The organism is Lutibacter litoralis (assembly GCF_014646675.1).
GTDB lineage: Bacteria > Bacteroidota > Bacteroidia > Flavobacteriales > Flavobacteriaceae > Lutibacter > Lutibacter litoralis.
The window spans coordinates 57,106-80,441 of the sequence record NZ_BMNS01000010.1; the positions used below are offsets into that span (position 1 = coordinate 57,106).

Genomic DNA, 23,336 nt, shown 5'->3' on the forward strand with positions numbered 1-23,336 from the left:
TAGGAAATTATATGCTACTTAAATATACGATACTTAGAGAAAAAATCGCTTTGAAGCCTTCTACTCAAAAGTACTTTATCCTTATTTTTAAGTATTAAAAGATTATCATTTGGAAAAATTGAATCTACCATATTTAGGTTCACCACATAATTACGATGTGTTTTTATAAATTTCTCTGGAGGTAAATCTTTTAACATTTGTGTAAGAGAAATTTGCAATATAAAGTTTCCGCTTTCAGTAATCATTTTACAATACTGACCATCAACGGTAACATAAAATATTTGATCGAAAGTAATTTTAACTAGAGAATTATTTTTTTTCACAAAAAAACAATCGTTGCAAAAAACTGTTTTCTTTTCAGCAAATGCTCCGTGTTGTTCAGCAAATTTTTCTATTGCCAATTCAATTGAAAACAAAAGCTCAAATTTATTAAACGGCTTTATTAAATAATTAAATGGTTGTGTATTTTTAGCATTTTTAAAAATATCCTGTTCTATGGAACTTGTTAAAAAAATAAAAGGTTTTTGTTTAGTTGAATTGTTTATTTCATTTGCGAATTCAATTCCTTCAGGATTATCACCTATAAAAATGTCAATAATGGCTATATCAAAATCTAATTGATTTATTTGTTGAACCCCATCTTTTAAATTATTGCTAATACCTACAATTTCAAATTCATTTTTTGGTAATGATGCCTTTAGTTGTGCAACATCATTTTTATTGTCTTCAAAAAGTAATACATTAATCATTTTAAGTTGTTTTATATTTGTTTAATGTTACTGATACTATGGTTCCCTTCCCTTTAATGCTTTTTATATCGAAACTGCCTTCATTTTTTTTTGCCAAAACTTTGCATAATCTTAATCCAAGTCCCGTACCAATATTTCCTGAAACATCTTTGTTGGTTTGATTAACTTTACTAGAATGCTCATTTTTAGCATTTTGGTCAAATCCTATACCTTGATCTTTCCAGTGAATTGTACAAGTGTTTTCTTTACAATTGGAACTTACATGCATTTCACTTTTTGGATGCGAAAACTTAATTGCATTGTCTAAAATATTTCTAAATAATATTTTTAATGAATTTAAATCGGCTTCAACAAAAACAGATGAATCAACTTTGTTTTTAAATTTAATTTCCTTTTCTTCTAATTGAAAAATATAATCAAAATGAACCATATTAATAATACTTTCAACATGCAATTTTTCTTTACTAAATAATAGCTCTTGTTTGTTTCCAATTACCCAATGTAATGTATTATCAATTAACAAATGTGTCCTTTTTGAAAGTTGGAAGCTTTCTAAAATTAGCTGTGTTGCTTTTTCCTTTTCATTGTTAACTGGTTTTAGTATTTCTATAGCACTCATTAATTTATTTTTTAATAAACCAATAGGTGATTTAAGATCGTGTGTTATAATAGAAAATAATCTGTCATTCGTTTCAACTAACTCTACTAATTCATCTTTTTGAGTAGAAATTATACTGTTCTTTTTCCCAATTTTAAGGTTTGAAAAAAAACTTAAAATGATAAGTATTAAAAAAGAAACGGCAATACTAGCATAAATAATATTTTTTAATTGTGCAGTTTGTAAGCGTTCCTTTTGAAGTTCGCTAGTTAATTCAAGAGTTTTTATCTCTTTGTCCTTAACGGCTACTGTTATTTCTTTGTCTTTTTCGGCTAGTTTCCATACTTGATCTTTATTCCAAATACTATCTTTAATTTTTTCAAAGTTCTTTCTATAATTTAAAGATTTTTCGTAATTCTTATTATTTTCTTCAACAATAGCTAAATTCAGATATGCGTTTTGTAAGAGAGGAAGATTTGTGGTTTTTTCAGCAAAAGCTAAGCCTTTTTCAAAATATGATAAGGCAATAGCATCTTTATACTGAACATAATATAAGTTTGCTAAATCTAAACAAGATCTCGCTAAACCTAAAGTATCTTTAGCTTGCTCGCTCAAAACAAAACTTTCTTTTAAATTAATTTCTGCTTTGTCAAATTTTTGTAAATGTAAATAGCTGACTCCCAAGTTGTGAACATTAATTCGGCTATTCTCTGAATTTTTATTTTTATAAGATTTTTTCCAGTCTTCTAAAATTTTTACAGCCTTATTAAACTCCTTTTGCTCAATATATATTTTACCAAGAATAGTATAAACAATTGCTACATAAGGATTCTTAATTTTTTCTCCAATCAGTATAGCTTGTTGTAAATTTTCTTCAGCAGCATCGTATAAAGCCTTTTCGGTTAATACACGACCTTTTAAAACATAAAGAATAAAATTTATATGCTGTTCATTAAAAGTTTTATCCTCAATTAGCTTTGTTGCATAAATGTAGGTAGAATCAATTTTACCTTTTTCGAAAAATTCATGAGCAGAGTGAAAATCTTTAAAACCATTAGTTTTTGACTCAATAATTGAATTATTACAAACTAAACATGCTTTTTTTACTTCTTCATTGAATTTATCAATTGTTATCTCTTGGCTCTGAACAATTGCTGAAAAATAAAAAAATAGTATAGAAAATAATAATTTGAATCTTAAATTAAGACTAAAATATGAGGTCATATCAGTTGGGTTAGGGGGGTAAAATAACTTATGAATTCATTTTTTGAATTCATAAGTTAGTAAGAGCTTTTTTATCCTGGAGTACCAGTTGTTGTAACTGTTCCTCTAGTTGTTTCCGGATCTCCATATTCGTAAATTACACGAATAATATTATCCTTTTTCTTACTAGATGTTGCATTATAATTAACTGCAACAGACCAAAGATCATGCGGTTCCACGGTTGGTTTAACATTATCTTCCCATTTAATGGTTATAGTTCTTGTAACAACATTACCATTATCTGTTTTTACTTTCTCTTTATTTCCTGGACCAAGTACATCAAAGCTTTTAACAGAAGAAGGTATAAATACCAAAATATTAACTGTATTATTATAATCTCCTGTTTCGTTTAAAGCAAATGTTACATACGGCTCTGATGATGAAATATCATTTAATTCGCTAATAATTAATTTCTTAACAATTGTTTCATTAGGTAAATTGTTTTCCATTTTTTTTTGAATTTTTAGTTAGTATTTTTTAAGAGTTGAAATATAAGGAAAAATACTTTAGAAGCGATGTTCTGTTTTTTTTCCTTTGAAAATTTAAAAATTACCATTTATACATTAAATATAACCACCCGTTCAATTGATTTATTTTTCTTTCTTAATTTATACAATCTTTACCTTATCAAAATTATCCAAAACTAATTTGTTTGCCTATTTCGAAATATGAAATTAATAAACCAAGAACACTTTTGGATTACAAATTAAAAAAGGCTTTATAGAAAATACTACGTCCTATGAGAACTATTGACATCTTAGTTATTATCGATTGTTTAGGTGCAATAGCATCTGGAAATCTTAAAAGCAATGCATACATTGTTGATATAAATGGCTATGAAGGTTCGTGGAACGAAGGTACCTCTCAGCTCGTAACAGTCTGTCAAGATGGACAAGGATTGAGTTGGGGAATAACAAGTGTTAATCCGAGTAATCAAGTAAACATTGTTAATTTTTCGGGTCAGTTAATTAGTTCCAAAATCTGCAATCCACAAAAACAAGGAATTCCAGGAGCTGAGACTTGGAAAGGAATGGTCCAAAGCCGCGGAGGTATTGGACAATACAAATACACATTAACGCTATCAATTGATAGTAAATCTATGAGTTTCGATGCCTTCATTAAAGTAGTATAAGCACGACTAATTATAAATCTAAAACTAAAATTATGAAACAAATTGACATTTTAATGGTAGTTGATACCCAAGGAGCATTGGCAAGTAATGATCTAACATCAAATATTTATTTAATAGATACTAACAAGTATGTTGGTTCAGGTAATGAAGGACAAGCTGAATTGAAAACTGCATGTAAAGACGGTCAAATAATTAATTGGCGAGTATCTGCTATTAACCCAGGAAACGATGTTGAAATTGTAAGTTTTTCTGGGCAAATGATTACGGGAAATTTCAGTAATCCTGTAAAACAAGGTCTCTCTGGAGAAGAATATTGGGAAGGACGGATAGAGGTTCAAGGAAAAGCTCAAACTATTCAGTATAACGCTACTCTTTCTATTGATGGAAAAGCGATGACTTTTGATCCTTACCTAATTGTAAGTATTTAAAAAACACAATATAAATTTCAATTACCAAAATATGTTCGCACCAGATATAAATACAACTAAAGATCAGCTAACAACTTTGTTTAACGAAATCAGAGGAGTCTCGGCATATTCAATAGGTGTGCAAGATACGCTCATTGGTACACTTCCTGAAGAACCAGACTGGATTCCTGCCGTTCGTAGTGAAATGAAGATATTATCTAAAGCAGGATCAAATTGGATTCTTAATTATTCAACTTCTTGGGCAGATATTCTTACTGCATTTGCAAATTATGGAGCAGATTTCGCCGCATTTAGCGAAGAAATTAAGAAAAACAGACATACTTTAACGAACAAACAAATTATTGAACTGCTTTCTGCTTTAAGCAATGAATTAGGGAATTGTGCAAGCAAAACGAAAAAAGGTTTAGATGCATTGACAAGTTTTGAAAATCAGTTTACAGCTGTTTTTCCTACTCTTAATTCTAGCATTAATTCAGGTTGGGAAGAGTTAAGTGAAGAGGAAGCAGAAATGATTGCAATTGCTGAAGCTATTACACATTTACAAGATGAAATATCTAGTCTTCAATCTAAAATTGACAGTTCAAGTATTTCAGGAGGAAAAACTTTTGTTCAAACAAATGTTAAAATTGCATACAGCATTTTAACTGCTACAGGCGAAGTTGCAGTTCCATATCTTTCAATCGTAACTCTTGCTTATACAATTGGTAAAACATTTTACGATATAATTTCCGATACTGATAAAATTAATGAAGACCTTATAAAAATAGGGAATCTTCAAATGAAAGCTTCAGAAGAAGCTCAAGCTGCTGCGGCAACCAAATCTATTATTCAGTATTTATATAATATCGAAATCCAATTTTTATCGCTCAAGAAACATGGAACAGGGCTAATGATAATGTGGAAAGATGAAAAATCAAAAATAGATGAAGCAATTAATGCTATCAATGCTGGAGCCGATCCAACTTCTTTTCTAGATATTTTAACTATGAGTATAGCCAATAAAAATTGGGATGCTCTATTAAAATACACACAACAAATTCTAAACATTCATCGGGAATACGGACCTGTTGTAAATCTTAAAACTAATTAAAATCAAATATTATGTTAAAAACAGATCAAAGTAAGGACTTAAATCAACAAACCTGGGCAGGTTGGTCCTCCCTGCACATTATTACAGCTAGTTGTTTAGCTGTTCAAAACACAACTTTTACGGCACCTAGCCCAAAACCAGATTGGTTTGACTCATTAAATTCTGCCTTGGTAAATGCTAAAACAGTTGCTGCCGATTGGGTTGATAATCTTTCAGTTGAAGTAACGCAAAGCATTCCAACTGCCATTGCAGACTATGGAACAGATTATGCAGCATTTTCTCAAAAAATTAGAGATATAGCTACTCAATATCCAGATGCTACAGGAGCAAATGATCCCCACGTAAAGCAAGTAAATGCACTCATAGAAACACTTTTAGCCGCCTTAAATGAAATATTATTTAGTGTAGATAAGGTAAGTGAAGGGATGAAAACTTGGGGGCAGCAAATGCAATCCGCGCATGATAATCTTACAACTGGAGCTGCAAATATTCAATCAGCTGAAGTAGAACTTAGAGCTGATATTGACAAAATGAATACTGCCATTTCAAATTTGCACAAAATGATAGATGGTGAAAATAAAGCAATAGCTGCTGCTGCAATAGCGGTTGGAGTTGGAATATTTGCGTTAATTGCAGGTATCGCATTAGCATTCATAACATTTGGTGCGGGAGTGGTTGTTGCAGGTGCAGGAGCAGTTGCAATTGTTGGTGGAGCTGTAACTTGGGGAGTTATGCAACATAAAATTAACGAGCAATATGATGAAATTGCTCAAGATATAAAAAACATGGATCAAGATAAGCGACAACTTGTAGCTCTTCAAGGATTAGCCCAAGCAAGTAACTTATGTATTTCCTCTATCTCAAATGCTACTGCAGCTTTAGCCGATTTCCGTTCATCTTGGGGTGTATTCCAAGGAGAACTGAAAGGAGTTATCACTAAGCTTGAAAAAGGAGAGGCTTCATTAAGTACTCTTATCGCTGGAACGTTTACAGATGCAGCAGAAAAAGAATGGAATCTTGTTATGGAATTCGCTCAATCTTTACTTAATCAAAAAGTTGAGGCTCAAAAGCACGAAGTGTCAATAGAACCAAAAGCAGCATAAAAATCATTCATTTAAACCTAAGAGTCTTATTAGATTCTTAGGTTATTAAAAAAAAATATCGTCATGAGTTTTCAAGCGTCCCAAATACAAGAAGAAACTAATTTAAGCATGAACGCTATGTTAATGCTTAATTCGTCCTGTCAAGGTCTTATTCAATCAAATATTGAAGAGGTGGACACCCCTTGGTATCCAATACTTTCAGGTGAATTGAGAAATGCTGAAGAATTAGTAATTGACTGGCGAAACAATGGCTTTCTATATTTTAAGTATGCTATTTTAAATACAATGACAACAACTGGTCAGGAATTCTTAAACAACCAAACTGTTATTGATAACTTGTATAACCAACTGAATTCTAATTATTCGGTTACTTTGAAAGAAAAAATTGTAAGTCAGCTACAAAAATTAGCAGCTCCAATTTCTAATATAAGTGTTCAAATGGAAGCTTATTCACAAAAACTGACTGAATTTGGCAGTAAAATGCAAGTGATTCACAGTAATATGGAATCTACTATTAGCAAAGTACAAGCAGAAGAATCAGTATTAAAAGATGAAATTAATGAGATTAATAAAAAAATTGAAAATCTAAGAAAACAAATTAAGATAGACAGAGAAGCCATTGCGAAGGCAAAGGCAGCACGTAAAAAGGGGATTCTTGAAACAATCTTTGGGGTGCTACTTGCTCCTTTTACATTAGGTGCGTCGCTCATTTTGGCTGGAATTGGTGTTGCTTCAATTACAGAAGCTGAAAGTGATATTTCCAATATGGAAAATTCCATTTCAGGATACCAAAAATCAATAGCTGGAGATCAAATAAACCTATCTAAAGATCAAGTAGAAGTTGCTACTCTAAAATCCCTTTTATTAGGAACTGGAATGACTTTAGACGATATGAATTTAATTTCTAGCTCGTTACAAGTACTTAAAGTCTCTTGGTCCGCTTTAGGAACTGAACTAGGTCAAATAATATCAAAAACTGAAAAGGCAGAAAATGCGCAAGAAGCCGTTGTTGGACAAGCTTGGTTTGATGCAGCTTGTTTAGAGTGGAAAACTATCATTCCTCATGCTGAAAATTTAGATAATCGTACCATCCAAACCAAACATATTTCTATTGGCAATAAATAGCTTATTAAATAATATTTACCAAATTTTAAGTGATGACAATAATACAAATGATGAATAAATAATATTTTTCAAAAGGATTGCTCTTCGGAGAGGTTTATGGGGTAACTTATCCATTTGTGCAATCCTTTTCTATTCTAACTAGAGTACAAAAAAGAATACCCATTATAAAAAATATTTCTTCAAAAGAAAATAAATAAGGTAAAAAAATCTAAGATTAGTAAGAAAATATTATGATAATCAATTTCCTTATTTAGTGTATATACGCCTTTAAAAAGGCGTATATCAATTTTCATAATATACTAACTTATAATTTAATATTAATAGTTTGGATATTAGTATTTTTTTTAAATTAGAATAAACTATTTCCTAACAACTTTTTAAAGTTCCCTTTTGAAGTCTAAAATAGCTTTAGTACTTCTTTATAAGTTAATAAAAGAAAATGCCGAAGATATTCAAACAATTTACCATAAAACAATTGCAGAAAAATTTGTTTACGAAAAAAGATTAATAGTAAAAGAACTAGAACGCAATAGCATATATGGAATTCTTACAAAGCCTAAAAACCTTACCGTTAATGTTATTAATAAATATCGAGAATTTAAAGCAAAAGGGTTTATTTAATATGAAAGTTTGCTGCCATTGCAGCTCCAATAATTCCAGCTTCATTTTCGGCTTCCGCAGCAACAATTGGGGTATCTATTTTAATATGATTAACAAATTTCCCTAGTTTTTTACTAGCACCACCACCAACAATAAATAAATCTGGAGATAAAATTAAATTAATATGTTTAAAATATTTATGTAATCTTTTTCCCCATTCTTTTCGGTTTAAATTCTCATTTTTTCTTACGGAATCTGCTGCATATTTTTCGAAAATTTCTCCATTTTTATAAAGTACATGACCTAGTTCTGTATTTGGTAATAATTTTCCATCTAAAAAAACGCCAGAGCCTATTCCTGTGCCCAAAGTTATCATAATTACAGTACCTTTTTTACCTTTACCAGCTCCAAAACTTATTTCTGCAAGTCCGGCGGCATCGGCATCATTTACAATAGCATATTCATTTCCAGTTTTTTCGGAAAAAAGTTCATCTACCTGAACACCTTTCCAGGTTTCGTGTAAATTTCCACCGGTTTGGCATTTTCCATGTTGAAGTGGAGTTGGAAAACCACAACCGACTTCACCTGTCCAATTAAAATGGCGCACCATTTTTTGAATTGTATTGGCAACTTTTTCTGGTGTGGCAGGTTTAGGAGTTGTAATTCGATGTCTTTCAGTTATCAAATCTCCAGTTTCAGTATCAACTATTGCTCCTTTAATTCCTGATCCACCAATATCAATACCTAATATTTCCATATGTAGCTTTTTTAATTTGTTGTAATTTATTTAATAATTTTATAACTATTAGATTTTAAATATAATTATTTAGTTTTTAATCTATTCCTGCGTTGTTAGATTTAAAATGCACATCCATTTGAGGGAAAGGTATGCTAATATTGTTTTCTGCAAACTTTTTGTTAATAATTCTTCTAATATCACTTTTTGCTTTACCAATTCTAAAAATATTTTTACTAAAAAATAATAACTGAAAATCTAAAGATGAATTTCCAAAATTCATTAGCCGTGCTTCAACAAGTTCTCTGTTAAAAACTTCAGGATGCTCAAAGGCACTTTCTTCTAAAATTTTTATAACCAAATCAACATCACTTCCATAAGCAACACCTACATCAATTTTGAATCTTGCTTTTTGAGATTGATGGCTCCAATTTATTACTTTACTAGTTGTTATTAAAGAATTTGGAATTATAATTGAAATATCATCTCTATTTAAAGCTTTAGAAGTTCGTAGGCCTATGGTTTCAATTTTTACAATATCGCCATCTACTTCTAAAATATCGTTTATTTTAATTGATCTTTCTGTTAATAATATAAGTCCTGATATTATATCGTTAAAAGTTTGTTGTAAACCCAACCCAACTCCAACCAATAATGCCGCAGAACCCGCTAATAATATAGTGATCTTTATTCCAATACTTTCTAAAATAAATGCAATAGCAATTACATATAAAACATATTTGATTATTTGGAAAATAGCGTAAGAAGTACCAGTATCAAGAGTTGTGAATCTTTTTTTACGGAATAATGTTTTTTTAATACCCCATAATATTAACTTAGTTAGCACAATAACCATTAAAATAGTTATCAATTTAGAAACTTTTAGGGTGTATTTACCTAAACTAAAAAGTTCAAAATTTAAGATATCATTTAATGTTTCCATTTTTGATTTATTGTGTTAATTAAAAATACTAAAAAAAATCAATTAAACTATTTAAAACCGCACTTCAATCCATTGTTTAAAGTCGAAAAAGTTCTTTGGAGCAACCCCGTGACCAACAGGATATTCTTGATAACAATTTTTAACTTTTAAAGAATTTAAAAATTGGGGAGCTTTATTTGCCCATTCAACAGGAATTACTTGATCAACACTTCCGTGAGAAATAAAGAAATCTAGCTTACTATAATCTTTAGTTTCTAAATTAGTTGGAAGTAATTCTGGATTTATATAACCACTTAAAGCAATTACTTTTTGAACTTTTTCTGGATAATTAAGTGCTACTGCGTAACTTAAAATAGTACCTTGACTAAAGCCTAGTAAAAATGTTTTTTCAGGTGAAATCTTATATTTTTCTTGAATTTCACCAATAAATTTAGCGATTAGTTCTCTAGCTTCAATAGCTTCCGGTATATCCGAAAATTTACCTGTATCTGCGGTAAAGTTGATTGTGTACCAGGAATAACTTCCAAACCCTAAATTTTGAGGTGCACGTGCACTAATTATTATTAAATCTTCTGGTAATTCGGTTGCAAAAGAAAACAAATCCTCTTCGTTACTTCCGTAGCCATGTAACAAAATTAAAAGTGATGTTTTATCTGAAATTGTATTAGGCTCTCTGGTAATATATTGTAATGTTAATTTTTCCATTGTTAAAATAAAAGTCGCGTTTTTTGGCGCGACTTTATAAATATAATTTATTAAATATTAAATTCCCTTAAACCAGTTTTGAAATAAATCTCCAAATAATGGTATTCTTTTCTCTTTACCTTGCGCTGCTCCAATAAGACCTATAATCCAAAGTGTTAATAAAGAGAGGCTTATTAAACTTGAAGTCCATAAACCAACATAATTGCTAATTACAAAAGTGTTTGCAAGTGATAGTATATTAAAACCTATCATTTGTCTAATATGGAAAGCAGCAAAAGTATTTTTTTTATCATTGTTCATTGCAAAAGCAATTACTAAACCTATTACCCACAAATAAGCTATAATTGCAATTGTTTTACCTTCGTTTACCGTTTGATTTTTCATAAATTTTTTTACTTAAAGTTTAGTTCTACATTTTAAAAAATTATAAAACAACTTTGTTGTTAGCTATAATTCCATATACTTTACCATTCATTTTTTTATTCAAGAAAACTGAATTTTTTGAAGAAGATAGAATACAATCTTTTGTAAATATAGCTTTTGAATCAGGATTAAAAAGTGTAAAATTTGCTTTTTCTCCTTCATTAATTGAAATGTTTTTAATACCAAATCTATTTTTCGGTTTTGTTGTTAAACAAGTTATTAATGTTTCTAACGGAAGCACTTTATTTAATGCACCAAATAAACTTTCCAACCCTATAGTTCCAAATTTAGCCGCACTATATTCAACTTTTTTATGCTCAACATCAATTGGATTATGATCGCTTGTAATAATATCTATAACACCATCATTAACACCTTTAATTAATGCTTTAACATCTTTTAATGTTCGTAATGGCGGTAAAACTTTTGTGTTTGCATCAAAACTTACTAATTCATCATCTGTTAACACTAAATGATGTGCTGCAACACTGCAAGTTACATTTAAACCATTTTTTTTAGCTTGTTTAATAAGCTTCACAGATTTTGCTGTTGAAATGGTAGGAATATGTAATTTTCCACCCGTATATTCTAACAAAAATAAATCTCTTGTAATTTGCATTTCTTCGGCTAAAGAAGGAATTCCTTTTAGGCCAAGTTTTGTACTGTTTATTTGTTCATTTACCAAACCGTCTCCAGCAATTGAATTGTCTTGTGGAAAACTGAATACCAATGCATCAAAATTTTGAACATATTGTAACGCAATTTTTAACAAATTAGCATTTGCAATTGGTTTGTTATAATCGCTAAATGCAATAGCGCCCGAATTTTGCATATCAAATAATTCAGCAAGGTCTTCACTTTTAGCGTTTTTTGTTAAACTACCAATAGGGTGTAAAAATGTTGCGCTATTATTTCCTTTATTTTTTATAAACTCTATGGCCGATTTATTGTCTGCAACTGGATATGTATTTGCATTTACAGCAACATCTGTAAAACCGCTTTTTGCTGCTGTGTTTAATCCGTTTTCTATAGTTTCACGTTCTTCAAAACCAGGCTCTCCAAAACAAACACTAGTGTCAAACCAACCCTGAGAAATGTGTAGATTTTCTAATTCTATTTCTTTATACTTATTAGGGTTTTCTATTAATTTTGAGATTTTTGAGACTTTTCCGTTTTCAATTAAAAGATCTTGTTTTTTGTTATGAAACGGACTAGAAGGGTCTATAATGGTTGCAGATTTTATCAGTAACTTCATATTTTGAAATATTTTAATATCAGTATTTCAATTAACAAAAATAGCACAGAAAAAGCTAAAAACCACTTAAAAAGCCAATTGATTTTTTGTTGATTGTTAATTTCATTAAAAAGTTCATCTATTGAAGATGAAATTTGAATATTTTTATTATTGCTGCTGAGTGTGTTTAAGTCTGTGTAGGAAAGATCACTTTCCTTTCTATTGTAATTAAAAGCTACTGTCTTTAGAGGTTTTTCTTTATTATAAATAGTGTAAAGTCCACTTCTTAAAATAGTATTTTCAGTAGTAATAGTTACTTTATTTTGCAGCACTTGTTGCAATGGAATAAATTCAGTGGTTTCATTAGAAATCTTAAGAATAGCATCCTTATTTAATGAGGCCTTAACATCAATAGTAGTTTCAGGAGCGATTGTATAATATAATTCAGAGAATTTTGAACTGTTTTTTGCAAAATTATAAAATATTGGAACCACCAGCGGTGATTGTATAAAATCTGAAATTTCTTTGTTTAAAGGGGAAGCTATCCAATAAAAATTACTTTTTTTAGTAGATATAGATGAAATAAATGGTTGATTGTTATCGAATTTTAAAATAGGAGCTGTATTTTTAAAACTATTTTTAAAGTGCTTAGCTGCTTTTGGATATTGAAAATTACTAATTCTTTTTTCAAAAACATCATTAACAATTGGATGGTTATAATTAATAGTTGTTATTTTATGTTCTTTAGAAATTAAAGAATTTAGTACTCCAAAATTTAAAGTTTGTAACAATGTATTATATGATGAAATAACTGTTTTTTCTGAAGGAATTAAAACTAAATTTCCACCATTTAAGTAATACTCTTTAATACTTGTTATTAAAGAATTTGGAAATTCTTCTAATTCATTTAAAATAATTAACTGCTGATTTTGGATTGCATTATAATTTAAATTTTGAAGTGGAGTAGTGGTGAAATTAAACTCGTTTTCAGTATAAATTTTCGCTAAAAAATCTGAGGATTTTCCAATAGATAACACCGCTATTTTTTCGGGTTTTGATAAGATAAAAAAAAAGTCGTTATCAAACTCCAACGCAGCATCATTAATTAAAATTTTTCCATCAAAATCTAGTGTATTTGGAATGGCGAATTCGACATTGGTTAGGTTAGAATTATTAAATTTAGCTGTAGCTTTTCCAAATAGTTTTGAATTGTTAAACAATGAAACTGGAACATTTTCTGAACTGTTTATTGAGCTTTTAATAACAACATTAATTTTAATTTCAGTTGTATTTTTACTGTTTATAGATAAACTATCTATAAATATATTATCAGTTGATTTAGGTTTAACTTTTAGAAGTTGAATTGGAGTATTTAGGGTTGTAAGATTGTTACTATTATTTATGTTATTATTTTGAAAATCAGATATTAGTATGTGTCTGTTTAATATGTTTTTACCTTCTTTTTTTAAACTTTCTAATTTTAAAATAACACTGTTTAAATTTAAACTATTAGGAGTGTATTTTAAATTTATAAGTTCTTTCTTTAAATTTTTAGCATCTAAATTTAGAAACACTTTATCATTTGTGATTATTGATAATTGTGTATTTTCAAAATTGTTTTGTTCAATAATTTTTTGAATACTACTTTTTAATAATTCACCATTTTCACCTTTAGCTTGCATACTAAAAGAATTGTCTAAATAGATGGTTGTATTAAATTTTTTATCAGAAGGGAAATCAGAAAAATAAGGCTGTGCAAAAGCAATAATTAAGCAAGCAAAAGCAAGCATTCTTGTAATTAAAATTAGCCATTTTTTTAAACGTGCACTTTTACGTGTTTGCTGTTCAATTTTTTTTAAAAATTGTACGTTGGTAAAAGGCACTTTTGTAAAACGCTGCAACTGAAATAAATGTACTAATATCGGGATGATAAGCAGTATTAGTAGATATAAAATTTCAGGATTTTTAAATTGCATTGTTAATTTTTAGTTGAAATTTTTATTGTTAAAATGCTAAAGTTAATTATTAAAATAGTTTTTTAAAATTCCTAAGGCATAGTAACTTGCAATGGAATTTGCGAATCTAGAAAAATCTATGGTTGCATTGTCGTTTGCTTTATCGGAGATTATTCTAATAATTGAAAATGGGATTTCGTATTCGTAACAAATTTGTGCTACAGCTGCACCTTCCATTTCAACACAAATTGCAGTTGGTAATGCCTTATTTAATTTCTTAATTTTTTTTAAACTCTTAATAAATTTATCTCCACTAGCAATATCACCAAATACAATTTTTGGAGCTGTAATGTCGAAAGCTATCGCTTCTTCATTATTTATATATGTATTGTAAGTATTTATAAAGTTAGTGGTGGCCTCTATTAGTTTTGTTGCATTTTTTGTTTCAAGAAACTCTTTTTTCAAGATAGGAATTTCAAATTTTTTATAGAATGGACTCGCATTTAAATCATGTTGATATAAATTCTTTCCAATTACAACATCACCTATGTTTAAATTAGTATGAATCGCACCAGCAACACCTGTAAATATTATTTCGTCTACATTAAAATCGTTTATAAGCTGTGTAGTGGTTGCGGCAGAAGCAACTTTTCCCCAACGAGAAAAAACAAGCACAACATTTGTGTTAAATAAAGTTCCTGTGTAATAAGTTCGCATCCCTTTCTCGGATGTTTCTACATTTTTAAGCTCGTTTAATAGTGCCTGAATTTCTTCTTGCATTGCACTTATAATTCCAATCATTTAATAAATTTTAGTTGATGATTTTCCCGTCTTTCATTTCTAATTTTCTATCCGCCATTTCAGCTAATTCTTGGTTATGAGTTACAATTACAAAGGTTTGATTGAATTTTTCACGAAGTTCAAAAAATAATTCATGTAAATTTTTAGCAGAAGCAGAATCGAGGTTCCCACTCGGTTCATCGGCAAAAATAACATCTGGATCGTTTACTAACGCTCTTGCCACAGCAACACGTTGTTGTTCCCCACCAGATAATTCGTTTGGTTTGTGTTGTATTCTGTCTGATAATCCTAAAAAGTTAAGTAATTCAGTTGCCTTGGCTTCGGCCTCTTTCTTAGATTTATTAGCTATAAATGCAGGAATACACACATTTTCGAGTGCTGTAAATTCTGGAAGTAATTGATGAAATTGAAAGATAAAACCAATATGTTTATTTCTAAAATTAGAGAGCGACTTATCTTTTAGTTGTAATAAATCTATGTTGTTAATATTTAGTTTAGCATCTACGTTTTTTGAAGCTTTATCTAAAGTACCTAAAATTTGTAATAATGTTGTTTTTCCTGCTCCAGAAGGACCAATTATAGCGACAACTTCTCCTTTTTTTATGGTTAAGTCAACTCCTTTTAAAACTTCTAAATCGCCGTAAAACTTATGTATATTTTTTGCCTGTATCATGTTGTAAAATAGTTGCGTGAAAATACATAATTAATTTAGAACTACAACCAAGTTTTAAGATTGTTGTAATCTAAGTAGTAGATAAGTTTAAGTGATATATTATTGGTTACAGGTTCTTTAAAAAGATTGTCTATATTTTCTTTAAATCTTAAGCTCGATAAATCGTCTTCATTAAAAATAGAATTTCTGTATAATGCAACTAACTGACTTCCTGGAGCAAATTCCCAAGAATAGCTTAGATCAAAATTCCAAATATTATAATTTATATCATGATTATCAGAATAACTACTGTTGTTTAAGTTGCCATCACTATTTAATTCAAAAAAAGTGGTATCGTAAGTTACTGGTGACCAATAGTGCCTGAAAGATAAAGCTAAAGATGATTTTGTGCTAAAACTTAATTTACTACTCAATGTATTGGTAACTGTTTTAGATGCTCTATTTCCAAAAATAATAGCGCCGTTATCTAATTCATTTACGTAACCTTTTTCGTCCGTAGCTTCTCTAAAATTTATTGCGTATATAACTTCGAATTTATCAGAAAAACGAAAACGGGGAGAAAAATTAACTGAATAGGTTTTATTGGAGTCGTTATACTTTTTAAAATAAAAGGCTCTAAGATCCATAGCGAATTTTTTTCTATAATCTGTAGAAATCCAGCCACTTGTGAAAATGCGTGCATTTTCTTTAAAAAATCTTCCAGCTACACGAGGTTCGTAAAAATCGTATTGATTTCCAATACTTGATTCAATTTGCCCACCATAAGCCAGTCTGTTTAGGGTTATTAATCGGGCATTTATTTCAAAATTATTTCCTGAATATTTGTTGGGATTGTTTTGATATCTGAATTCATTTTGAAATGTAATTCTAAAACCACTTAATGTTTTTGTTGGTTCAAAAATCTGATAAGAAATTTTACTAAAATAATTGGCTAAGTTGTTTCTACTTTGAAAGCCTAAATCTTTAATATCATAAGTGTCATTTACTCTCCAATGACCTATTTCATATTGAATATTTCCTGATCTTTTTCCAACCTCAATAAAAGTGGAATAACCATTTGTGTTTACACCAAACTCATTAACATTACTTAATTTATAGTTTCCCATAATGTTAAATTTATTTTGTTTATCTGAAATATCAAAAAGCAAAGCTGTAACGTTTGCATCTCTAAAGTCACCAGAACGAAGTACATTAGAGTTTACTAAACTTACCGATGAATTTTGATTAAACTGTTGGTCCAAAACAAGCAAATTATAATTTGCTAATGGTTCAGTTACTTTTTTTCTTGTTTCGCTTGTTGCATTATCTCTTATAGTTGCTGAGGTTTTCTCTGTAATTGCGTTAAAAACTCCGATACCCAAACCTTTTTTTGTTCTACCAGAAATTTTAATTGCATTTAGCATATTAACTTTATCTGGATTGGAAATAACTTCTTCATTTTCATTTAAACCTTCTTCAATTACGTTGTAATTTACAGGTGCATTTCCAACACGGCGAGAATAAAATAACCCACCTTTATTAAAGAGTTCTGTTCCTTCGGTAAAAAAGGCTCTTTTTTCTTCATATCGTTGCTCAAAAGGTCCTAAATTTAATACTTGGTCATCAAATGCAGTTTGTCCAAAATCGGGAATTAATGTAGCATCTAATGTGAAACTTTCATTAATACCATATTTTAAATCCATCCCAATACTATTATTGAATTCACTATCTCCATCAAAAGTAGTGTATGAACTTGATGCATATGGAGAAAAACTTAATCGAGTAGGAGGTTTAATATCTTTTATTCCAATAATTTCACCGGAATATTGAGTGATTTCACCAACTTTTTTGTCAATATAATTCCAAACATACTGTTCATTTAGGTTATTAACTCTTCTATGAAAGTTAATTCCCCAAGTTTGAATATTGGTATTTGAAAAACGCAAAGCGGAATAAGGTATTTTTATTTCTACTACCCAACTATCTTTATTGACTTTAACGTTGCTATCCCAAACGGCGTTCCAACTAAAATCTTCACGACCCGAAGAAACTTTTGCATCTCCTTGAGCCCCAGTGCTCATAACTACAAACTCGGTGTCGTTTTGCCCATCATTGTTAGGATTAATACTTATTAAAAAAAAGTCGACAGTTCCAAATTGGTCTCTTCCACCAAATTGCATTGGAATTTCTTTCGGGTTTGCATCGTACATGGTTGCACCAAAATAAATTGCTTCATTATCGTATACTATTTTTACGGTGGTTTTTTTATCTTCACGCTCATTTCCACCATCACCAGGTTCAAACATTACAAAATCTTTTGCTTCTTGGGCTTTTTCCCAAAAAGCTTCATTTAAAATACCATCAATAGTAGGAGATTTTGTTATTCTAAGTGCAGAAACTGTTTTTTTTGTAGCTTGTGAGTATGAAAAGGAAATAAAAGCTAGACAGAAGACGAATAGAATATTTTTCATTGTTAAATACGATGCATTTTAATAGAGCGCTAAATTATTTAACAATAATTTCAGAAGGTCTTAAATATATGTTAATAAAGAGTTAATTTTTAAGTTAATAACATACATTTAAAAATTTGAAGTAAATAACCTAAATATCAAATTCACATAACCAATATATGAACTAATAAAAAGCATTGTTACTGTAACGCTCAGAAATACAATAGGAGTAAAAAAGACGGATTTTAAAATTAATTTTTTCATTGTTATTTTTTTTAATAATTAAATATTTTTCTAAGCGAATTTAATCTTTAGACAGGAAGTTTTAAAATATTTAGAGCTATTAGATTTAAGCACTTCTCGAGTATTTATACACAAAAAAGGATGTAATTTTGCATTGTATATAAGGTAAATATATATTGATTTTTTGTAATTAGCTGCCACTAATAAAAATTATGAAACAGTAAAGTTTCTTAACTACTGATTTTAAATTTTAAAACTTTTTAGTAATTAAATAAAAAGTTTAACTTATGATTATTACATTTGTTAATATTAAAAAAAAATATTTCTAATGAACTTACACGAATACCAAGGAAAAGAGTTGTTAAATAGTTTTGGCGTTAGAATTCAACGCGGAATTGTTGCCGATAATCATAAAAAAGCTGTGGAAGCGGCAAAACAATTAGCAACAGAAACTGGCACGGGCTGGTGGGTTGTAAAAGCACAAATACATGCTGGTGGACGTGGAAAAGGCGGTGGAGTTAAACTTGCCAAAAACTTACAAGAGGTAGAATCAATTTCAGAAAATATTATTGGAATGATGCTAAAAACACCTCAAACTTCAGCTCAAGGGAAAAAAGTACATCAGGTTTTAATTGCTGAGGATGTTTATTATCCTGGTGATAATGAACCAGAAGAATATTATATGTCTGTTTTATTAAACCGAGCTACAGGAAGAAATATGATTATGTATTCTACGGAAGGAGGTATGGATATTGAGGCTGTTGCTGAAAAAACACCACATTTAATTTTTACTGAAGATATTGACCCTTTATTAGGATTGTTGCCATTTCAAGCACGTAAAATTGCATTTAACTTAAGGTTATCTGGTGGTGCTTTAAAAGAAATGGTGAAATTTGTTACATCATTATATACCGCTTTTGTAAAATCAGATTCTTCTTTATTTGAAATTAATCCTGTACTAAAAACGTCAGATGATAAAATATTAGCTGTTGATTCTAAAGTAACTTTAGATGATAATGCTTTATTCCGTCATAAAGATTTAGCGTCTTTAAGAGATTTGCGTGAAGAAAATGAGATTGAAGTTGAAGCCAATGCAGCAGGTTTAAATTATGTCGATTTAGATGGAAATGTTGGTTGTATGGTAAATGGCGCTGGTTTAGCAATGAGTACTATGGATTTAATTAAACAATCTGGAGGTGAGCCTGCTAACTTTTTAGATGTTGGAGGAACTGCTGATGCAAAACGTGTTGAAACTGCTTTTAGAATTATTTTAAAAGATCCAAATGTAAAGGCTATTTTAGTTAATATTTTTGGTGGAATTGTGCGTTGTGATAGAGTAGCGCAGGGAGTTATAGATGCATACAAAAATATGGGAGATGCCATTAAAGTTCCAATAATTGTGAGATTACAAGGTACAAATGCTATTGAAGCAAAACAGTTAATTGATGATAGTGGATTAGATGTTATTTCTGCTACAGAGTTTCAAGAAGCAGCGGATAAGGTGCAAGAAGTTTTAGCTTAGTAGTTAGCTTTATAGCAAATTAATATATTTAAAAAAACCGACTTTTGTCGGTTTTTTTTGTGCTTTGAATTATAAATCCTTTATTGTGAATGAAGCTTTTCGGAGCGGAGTGTTTTGGTTGTTTCACCTTTGTAAAGATGTAATTTATTTAATATTCAATGTAAATTCTGAGATTACAGCTTTGTGGTCTGTTGGCCAAATATTTAATGGTTCTAAAAAAACATCGTGAGTGTTTTCTAATACGCGTTTATTTTTTGAGATATCACCTTTTGGTCCAAAAACTTTGGAAGTATTTAGTTTTATTCTTGAATCTGGATAATAATAAATAAAGTCAATTCTATCTCTATCATCAGCGTCTGGACTCCAAGCCAATTTTTCAATATTAATAGCCGTATTATTTGCTGGATATGTAAAACCTGGGTGCGTTACAGGATTTGGGAATATGTTTCTGTACGCATCTATAAAACCATTTTTTTCTAAATCTAATGATATATTCCAAGGCATTACAACTCCATTATGGTCGTATAAGTTCTTTGTAGCTTCTGTCCAATCTAAATGAGAAGGTTCGTTATTGTCGCCACCATAAATTACAATTCTACCGTTATTAATTTCATTTTTAGCATCTTCAATAAAACTTTTAATAGCGTCATCTCTTTGAGATTGTAAATTAATTTTTTCAATTTCAACGAGGTTTGTAATAGGGGCATCTAATTTTTTCCAAGTAGAACCGTGGTAACCACGAGGTAAGTATAAAGCGCAATTTAAATAATCTAAATGTCCGCTATAGAATGCAATTTCTGTTCCATTTACATTAATGATTGCCTTAGTAATTGATCCGTGGTCATTTTTTAATGGAAAAATTTGAGTTTGGTCTATAATAGGATATTTAGATAGTATTCCAGAATCTTCACTTTTTTCTGAATAAAAAGTATATCCTTTTTCTTTTAATGAAGCAATTAGGCGTTCATTTAGGTTGGTATTATTATAATTTCTAACTTCACTTAATGCAATTAAATCAGCATTTGAGTGAATAATTTCATTTATAATAGCATTGTAGCCGTCTTTTATAACGGTTCCTTCTTGCCAAATATTAAATTGTAATACTGTTAGTGATTGTTGTTTTTTAGGAGTGCAATTAACTATTAAAATATAACAACATACAGTAAAAATTAGTTTAAGTAGTTTCATATAAATATGTTTAACTAAAAAAAAAGCTGTCTAAAAGTAACATTTACGTCAACCAGAATCAAATTCAGACTAACGAGTTTACATGCTTTTAGACAGCTTATTAAAGACGCTTAATTTTTAAATATCTTCAAAATTTAAGTCGGTGAAACTTTCTGTTTTTGAAGTTTCGTCATTTAATTCTGAAGGTTTTTTAAAGTCTTTTTGGTGACGCTCAGAAATTACTTCTTCACCTTTTTCGTTTAGAATGTAATCAGTAGCAGCTTTTAACATTTCATTAAATTCTGCAAAATCTTCTTTGTATAAATAAATTTTGTGTTTTTTGTAATGGAAAGATCCATCGTCATGCGTGAATTTTTTACTCTCAGTTACTGTTAAGTAATAATCTTCTGCCTTTGTCGCTCTTACATCAAAAAAGTAAGTTCTTCTTCCTGCTCTAAGAACCTGAGAGAATATCTCTTCTTGTTCTAAATGTTCTTTGTCACTCATAATTAACTTTCTATTTTATTATCTTTTTTTTAGATTTCTACACAAATCTATAAAATAAATTTACTTAAAACGTAATTTTTATAATTCTTTTTCTAAAAGTTGTTGTTCGTATAATTCTTTATAATACCCTATTTTATTAACCAGTTGATTGTGTGTACCTTGTTGTACAATTGTGCCATTTTCAATGACAATAATCTTATCTGCATTTTTAACAGATGAAACTCTATGGCTTACAATTAAAGTGGTTTTATTATGACTTACTGTATGTAAATTATTGAGTATTGTTTCTTCTGTTTCTGTGTCTACGGCAGATAAGCAATCGTCTAAAATTAATATTTTAGGATCTTTAATAAGCGCTCTTGCAATAGAAATACGCTGTTTTTGCCCACCAGATAATGTAACACCTCTTTCACCAACATAAGTGTTATAACCTTCATTAAAATCTATAATATTATGATGTATGTAAGCATTTTTAGCAGCTTGTTCTATTTTTTCATCGGAAGCGTTATTGTCTCCAAATTTTATATTGTTTTTAATTGTATCTGAAAACAAGAATGCTTCTTGAGGAACAAAACCAATATTTTGTCTGATATCGTCTAAATTTAAATCTTTAATGTTTTTCCCATCAATTAGAACTTCGCCAGAGTCAGTATCATACAATCGGGCAATTAAATTTAAGATGGTAGATTTTCCAGATCCAGTATTTCCCAAGATAGCTAATGTCTCACCCTGTTTTAAAGTAAAACTTAAGTTTTTTAATGCAGTAATATTGGTGTCATCATAAGTAAAAGTAACATCTTTAAATTCAATGTCCCCTTTTATTTGAGAAGGTGTAGCCACTAAATTTTTAATTTCAGGTTTGTGCTTTAAAAACTCGTTAATACGTTCTTGAGAAGCTTCTGCCTGTTGCACAATAGAAGTAACCCAACCCACAACTGCAACTGGCCAAGTCAACATATTTACATACATAATAAACTCTGCAATAACACCAATGGTAATTTCTCCGGCAATATATCTTAAACCTCCAATGTAAATAACCAAAATGTTACTTAAACCAATTAAAAGAATCATTAAAGGAAAAAATAACGCTTGTGCTTTAAAAAGGTTGATGTTTTTTTCTTTTGCAGTTACCGAAAGACTCCCGAATTCTGCCATTGCATTTCGTTCAATTCCGTATGATTTTAAAATGCTAATTCCCGAAAACGTTTCTTGAGCATTTGCCGTTAGCTTCGATAAATATTGTTGTACAACAGTACTTCTTTTATTAATAATTCTACTTAATACATAAATAGAAACCGACAATACAGGCAATGGTAATAAGGTGTAATTTGTTAATGTAACGTCAATATTATACATTTTAACAATAGCAACAATAAAAAGCACTAACATATTCATTGAATACATAATTGCAGGACCAAAATACATTCTAACTTTACTTACGTCTTCGCTAATTCGGTTCATTAAATCTCCCGTTTTATTTTTCTTATAAAAATTTAGAGATAAGCGTTGGTATTGTTGATAAATTTCATTTTTTAGGTCAAATTCTATTAGTCTAGATGTTACAATTATAGTCTGACGCATTATAAAAGTAAAAAAACCTGAAAGTAACGCAGCTCCAACTATTAGTAAAATATTATTTAATAAATCGGCTTTTACAACTGTTAAGTCTGTAACTAGTCCATTTTTATAATCTTGCGAAGCATCTAAAGATTTGCTAATTAATTGCGGAATTTGAAGTGCCAAGTATTTAGAACAAAAGGTAATAAATAATCCAATTAGCAAACGGTATTTATATTTTAAAAAGTATTTATTTAGATATTTTAAGGCTTTCATAGAGGTTAATACAACAATTCAATTTGAATGCACGAATATACATGAATATAAATTTAAAGCCGATTTTTTATGATAGA

At 29.5% G+C, this 23,336-nt stretch carries 22 protein-coding genes; 7 read left to right on the forward strand and 15 right to left on the reverse strand.

All coding sequences use genetic code 11. From position 1 onward, the window contains the following. Positions 1 to 14 precede the first annotated feature (14 nt). The 3 genes from IEW75_RS14510 to IEW75_RS14520 form a co-directional block, all read right to left on the reverse strand. Positions 15 to 749 (reverse strand): LytR/AlgR family response regulator transcription factor, encoded by a 735-nt coding sequence (locus IEW75_RS14510; RefSeq protein ID WP_134246971.1) that lies wholly within the window; start codon positions 747 to 749, stop codon positions 15 to 17. A gap of 1 nt (position 750) precedes the next feature. Beyond that, complete coding sequence (locus IEW75_RS14515; RefSeq protein WP_134246970.1) at positions 751 to 2,571, reverse strand: tetratricopeptide repeat-containing sensor histidine kinase; 1,821 nt, start codon at positions 2,569 to 2,571, stop codon at positions 751 to 753. Between the two features lie 71 nt (positions 2,572 to 2,642). Then, positions 2,643 to 3,059, reverse strand: a complete 417-nt coding sequence (locus IEW75_RS14520) for a hypothetical protein (protein ID WP_134246969.1) — start codon at positions 3,057 to 3,059, stop codon at positions 2,643 to 2,645. A 290-nt stretch (positions 3,060 to 3,349) separates the two neighbouring features. Between IEW75_RS14520 and makC (IEW75_RS14525) the strand changes: the two genes are divergently transcribed. The 6 genes from makC (IEW75_RS14525) to IEW75_RS14550 all read left to right on the forward strand — a co-directional run bounded on the left by makC (IEW75_RS14525) (position 3,350) and on the right by IEW75_RS14550 (position 8,109). Further along, the gene (gene makC / locus IEW75_RS14525; RefSeq protein ID WP_134246968.1) at positions 3,350 to 3,742 is read left to right on the forward strand and encodes an alpha-pore-forming tripartite toxin MakABE regulator; all 393 of its coding nucleotides are present in this window, start codon (positions 3,350 to 3,352) and stop codon (positions 3,740 to 3,742) included. A 32-nt stretch (positions 3,743 to 3,774) separates the two neighbouring features. Further along, on the forward strand, positions 3,775 to 4,170 hold the full coding sequence (makC, locus tag IEW75_RS14530; protein WP_134246967.1) for an alpha-pore-forming tripartite toxin MakABE regulator: 396 nt from the start codon (positions 3,775 to 3,777) through the stop codon (positions 4,168 to 4,170). Between the two features lie 31 nt (positions 4,171 to 4,201). Continuing rightward, the gene (gene makB, locus IEW75_RS14535; protein WP_134246966.1) at positions 4,202 to 5,260 is read left to right on the forward strand and encodes an alpha-pore-forming cytotoxin subunit MakB; all 1,059 of its coding nucleotides are present in this window, start codon (positions 4,202 to 4,204) and stop codon (positions 5,258 to 5,260) included. 11 nt (positions 5,261 to 5,271) lie between these two features. Beyond that, positions 5,272 to 6,363, forward strand: coding sequence for an alpha-pore-forming cytotoxin MakA (makA, locus tag IEW75_RS14540; RefSeq protein ID WP_134246965.1), 1,092 nt, complete (start codon positions 5,272 to 5,274; stop codon positions 6,361 to 6,363). 63 nt (positions 6,364 to 6,426) lie between these two features. Then, positions 6,427 to 7,488, forward strand: a complete 1,062-nt coding sequence (gene makE / locus IEW75_RS14545; protein WP_134246964.1) for an alpha-pore-forming cytotoxin subunit MakE — start codon at positions 6,427 to 6,429, stop codon at positions 7,486 to 7,488. A 390-nt stretch (positions 7,489 to 7,878) separates the two neighbouring features. Next, positions 7,879 to 8,109, forward strand: coding sequence for a hypothetical protein (locus tag IEW75_RS14550; RefSeq protein WP_134246963.1), 231 nt, complete (start codon positions 7,879 to 7,881; stop codon positions 8,107 to 8,109). Here the strand turns inward: IEW75_RS14550 and ppgK are convergent. From ppgK to IEW75_RS14595, 9 genes are all read right to left on the reverse strand, one after another. Beyond that, entirely contained in the window at positions 8,102 to 8,845 is a 744-nt protein-coding gene (ppgK, locus tag IEW75_RS14555; protein WP_134246962.1) for a polyphosphate--glucose phosphotransferase, read from the reverse strand. The two genes, IEW75_RS14550 and ppgK, sit on opposite strands and share 8 nt — an antisense overlap. Before the next feature lie 76 nt (positions 8,846 to 8,921). Beyond that, the gene (locus IEW75_RS14560; protein ID WP_134246961.1) at positions 8,922 to 9,767 is read right to left on the reverse strand and encodes a mechanosensitive ion channel family protein; all 846 of its coding nucleotides are present in this window, start codon (positions 9,765 to 9,767) and stop codon (positions 8,922 to 8,924) included. Positions 9,768 to 9,818: 51 nt separating this feature from the next. Continuing rightward, the gene (locus IEW75_RS14565) at positions 9,819 to 10,472 is read right to left on the reverse strand and encodes an alpha/beta hydrolase (protein WP_134246960.1); all 654 of its coding nucleotides are present in this window, start codon (positions 10,470 to 10,472) and stop codon (positions 9,819 to 9,821) included. Positions 10,473 to 10,529: 57 nt separating this feature from the next. After that, positions 10,530 to 10,856 carry a magnetosome magnetite crystal formation protein family gene (locus IEW75_RS14570; protein ID WP_134246959.1) on the reverse strand — a complete coding sequence of 109 codons (327 nt, stop codon included), beginning with the start codon at positions 10,854 to 10,856 and terminating at the stop codon, positions 10,530 to 10,532. 40 nt (positions 10,857 to 10,896) lie between these two features. Further along, positions 10,897 to 12,150, reverse strand: coding sequence for a dihydroorotase (locus IEW75_RS14575; RefSeq protein WP_134246958.1), 1,254 nt, complete (start codon positions 12,148 to 12,150; stop codon positions 10,897 to 10,899). Beyond that, positions 12,147 to 14,105, reverse strand: coding sequence for a BatA domain-containing protein (locus IEW75_RS14580; protein ID WP_134246957.1), 1,959 nt, complete (start codon positions 14,103 to 14,105; stop codon positions 12,147 to 12,149). The genes IEW75_RS14575 and IEW75_RS14580 overlap by 4 nt, the downstream gene beginning before the upstream one ends. A gap of 42 nt (positions 14,106 to 14,147) precedes the next feature. Next, complete coding sequence (locus IEW75_RS14585) at positions 14,148 to 14,885, reverse strand: 5'-methylthioadenosine/adenosylhomocysteine nucleosidase (RefSeq protein WP_134246956.1); 738 nt, start codon at positions 14,883 to 14,885, stop codon at positions 14,148 to 14,150. Between the two features lie 10 nt (positions 14,886 to 14,895). Next, positions 14,896 to 15,558, reverse strand: a complete 663-nt coding sequence (locus tag IEW75_RS14590) for an ABC transporter ATP-binding protein (protein ID WP_134246955.1) — start codon at positions 15,556 to 15,558, stop codon at positions 14,896 to 14,898. Between the two features lie 41 nt (positions 15,559 to 15,599). Then, positions 15,600 to 18,008, reverse strand: coding sequence for a DUF5916 domain-containing protein (locus IEW75_RS14595; protein WP_134246954.1), 2,409 nt, complete (start codon positions 18,006 to 18,008; stop codon positions 15,600 to 15,602). A 550-nt stretch (positions 18,009 to 18,558) separates the two neighbouring features. Here IEW75_RS14595 and sucC point away from each other — a divergent pair. Then, positions 18,559 to 19,752 carry an ADP-forming succinate--CoA ligase subunit beta gene (gene sucC / locus IEW75_RS14600; protein ID WP_134246953.1) on the forward strand — a complete coding sequence of 398 codons (1,194 nt, stop codon included), beginning with the start codon at positions 18,559 to 18,561 and terminating at the stop codon, positions 19,750 to 19,752. A gap of 144 nt (positions 19,753 to 19,896) precedes the next feature. On the opposite strand, the gene IEW75_RS14605 is transcribed toward sucC, so the two are convergent. The 3 genes from IEW75_RS14605 to IEW75_RS14615 all read right to left on the reverse strand — a co-directional run bounded on the left by IEW75_RS14605 (position 19,897) and on the right by IEW75_RS14615 (position 23,259). Further along, entirely contained in the window at positions 19,897 to 20,940 is a 1,044-nt protein-coding gene (locus IEW75_RS14605) for an endonuclease/exonuclease/phosphatase family protein (protein WP_134246952.1), read from the reverse strand. Positions 20,941 to 21,057: 117 nt separating this feature from the next. Then, positions 21,058 to 21,426 (reverse strand): PUR family DNA/RNA-binding protein, encoded by a 369-nt coding sequence (locus IEW75_RS14610; protein WP_134246951.1) that lies wholly within the window; start codon positions 21,424 to 21,426, stop codon positions 21,058 to 21,060. 78 nt (positions 21,427 to 21,504) lie between these two features. Then, positions 21,505 to 23,259: an ABC transporter ATP-binding protein gene (locus IEW75_RS14615; RefSeq protein ID WP_134246950.1), complete on the reverse strand. Its 1,755-nt coding sequence runs from the start codon at positions 23,257 to 23,259 to the stop codon at positions 21,505 to 21,507. Positions 23,260 to 23,336 lie beyond the last annotated feature (77 nt).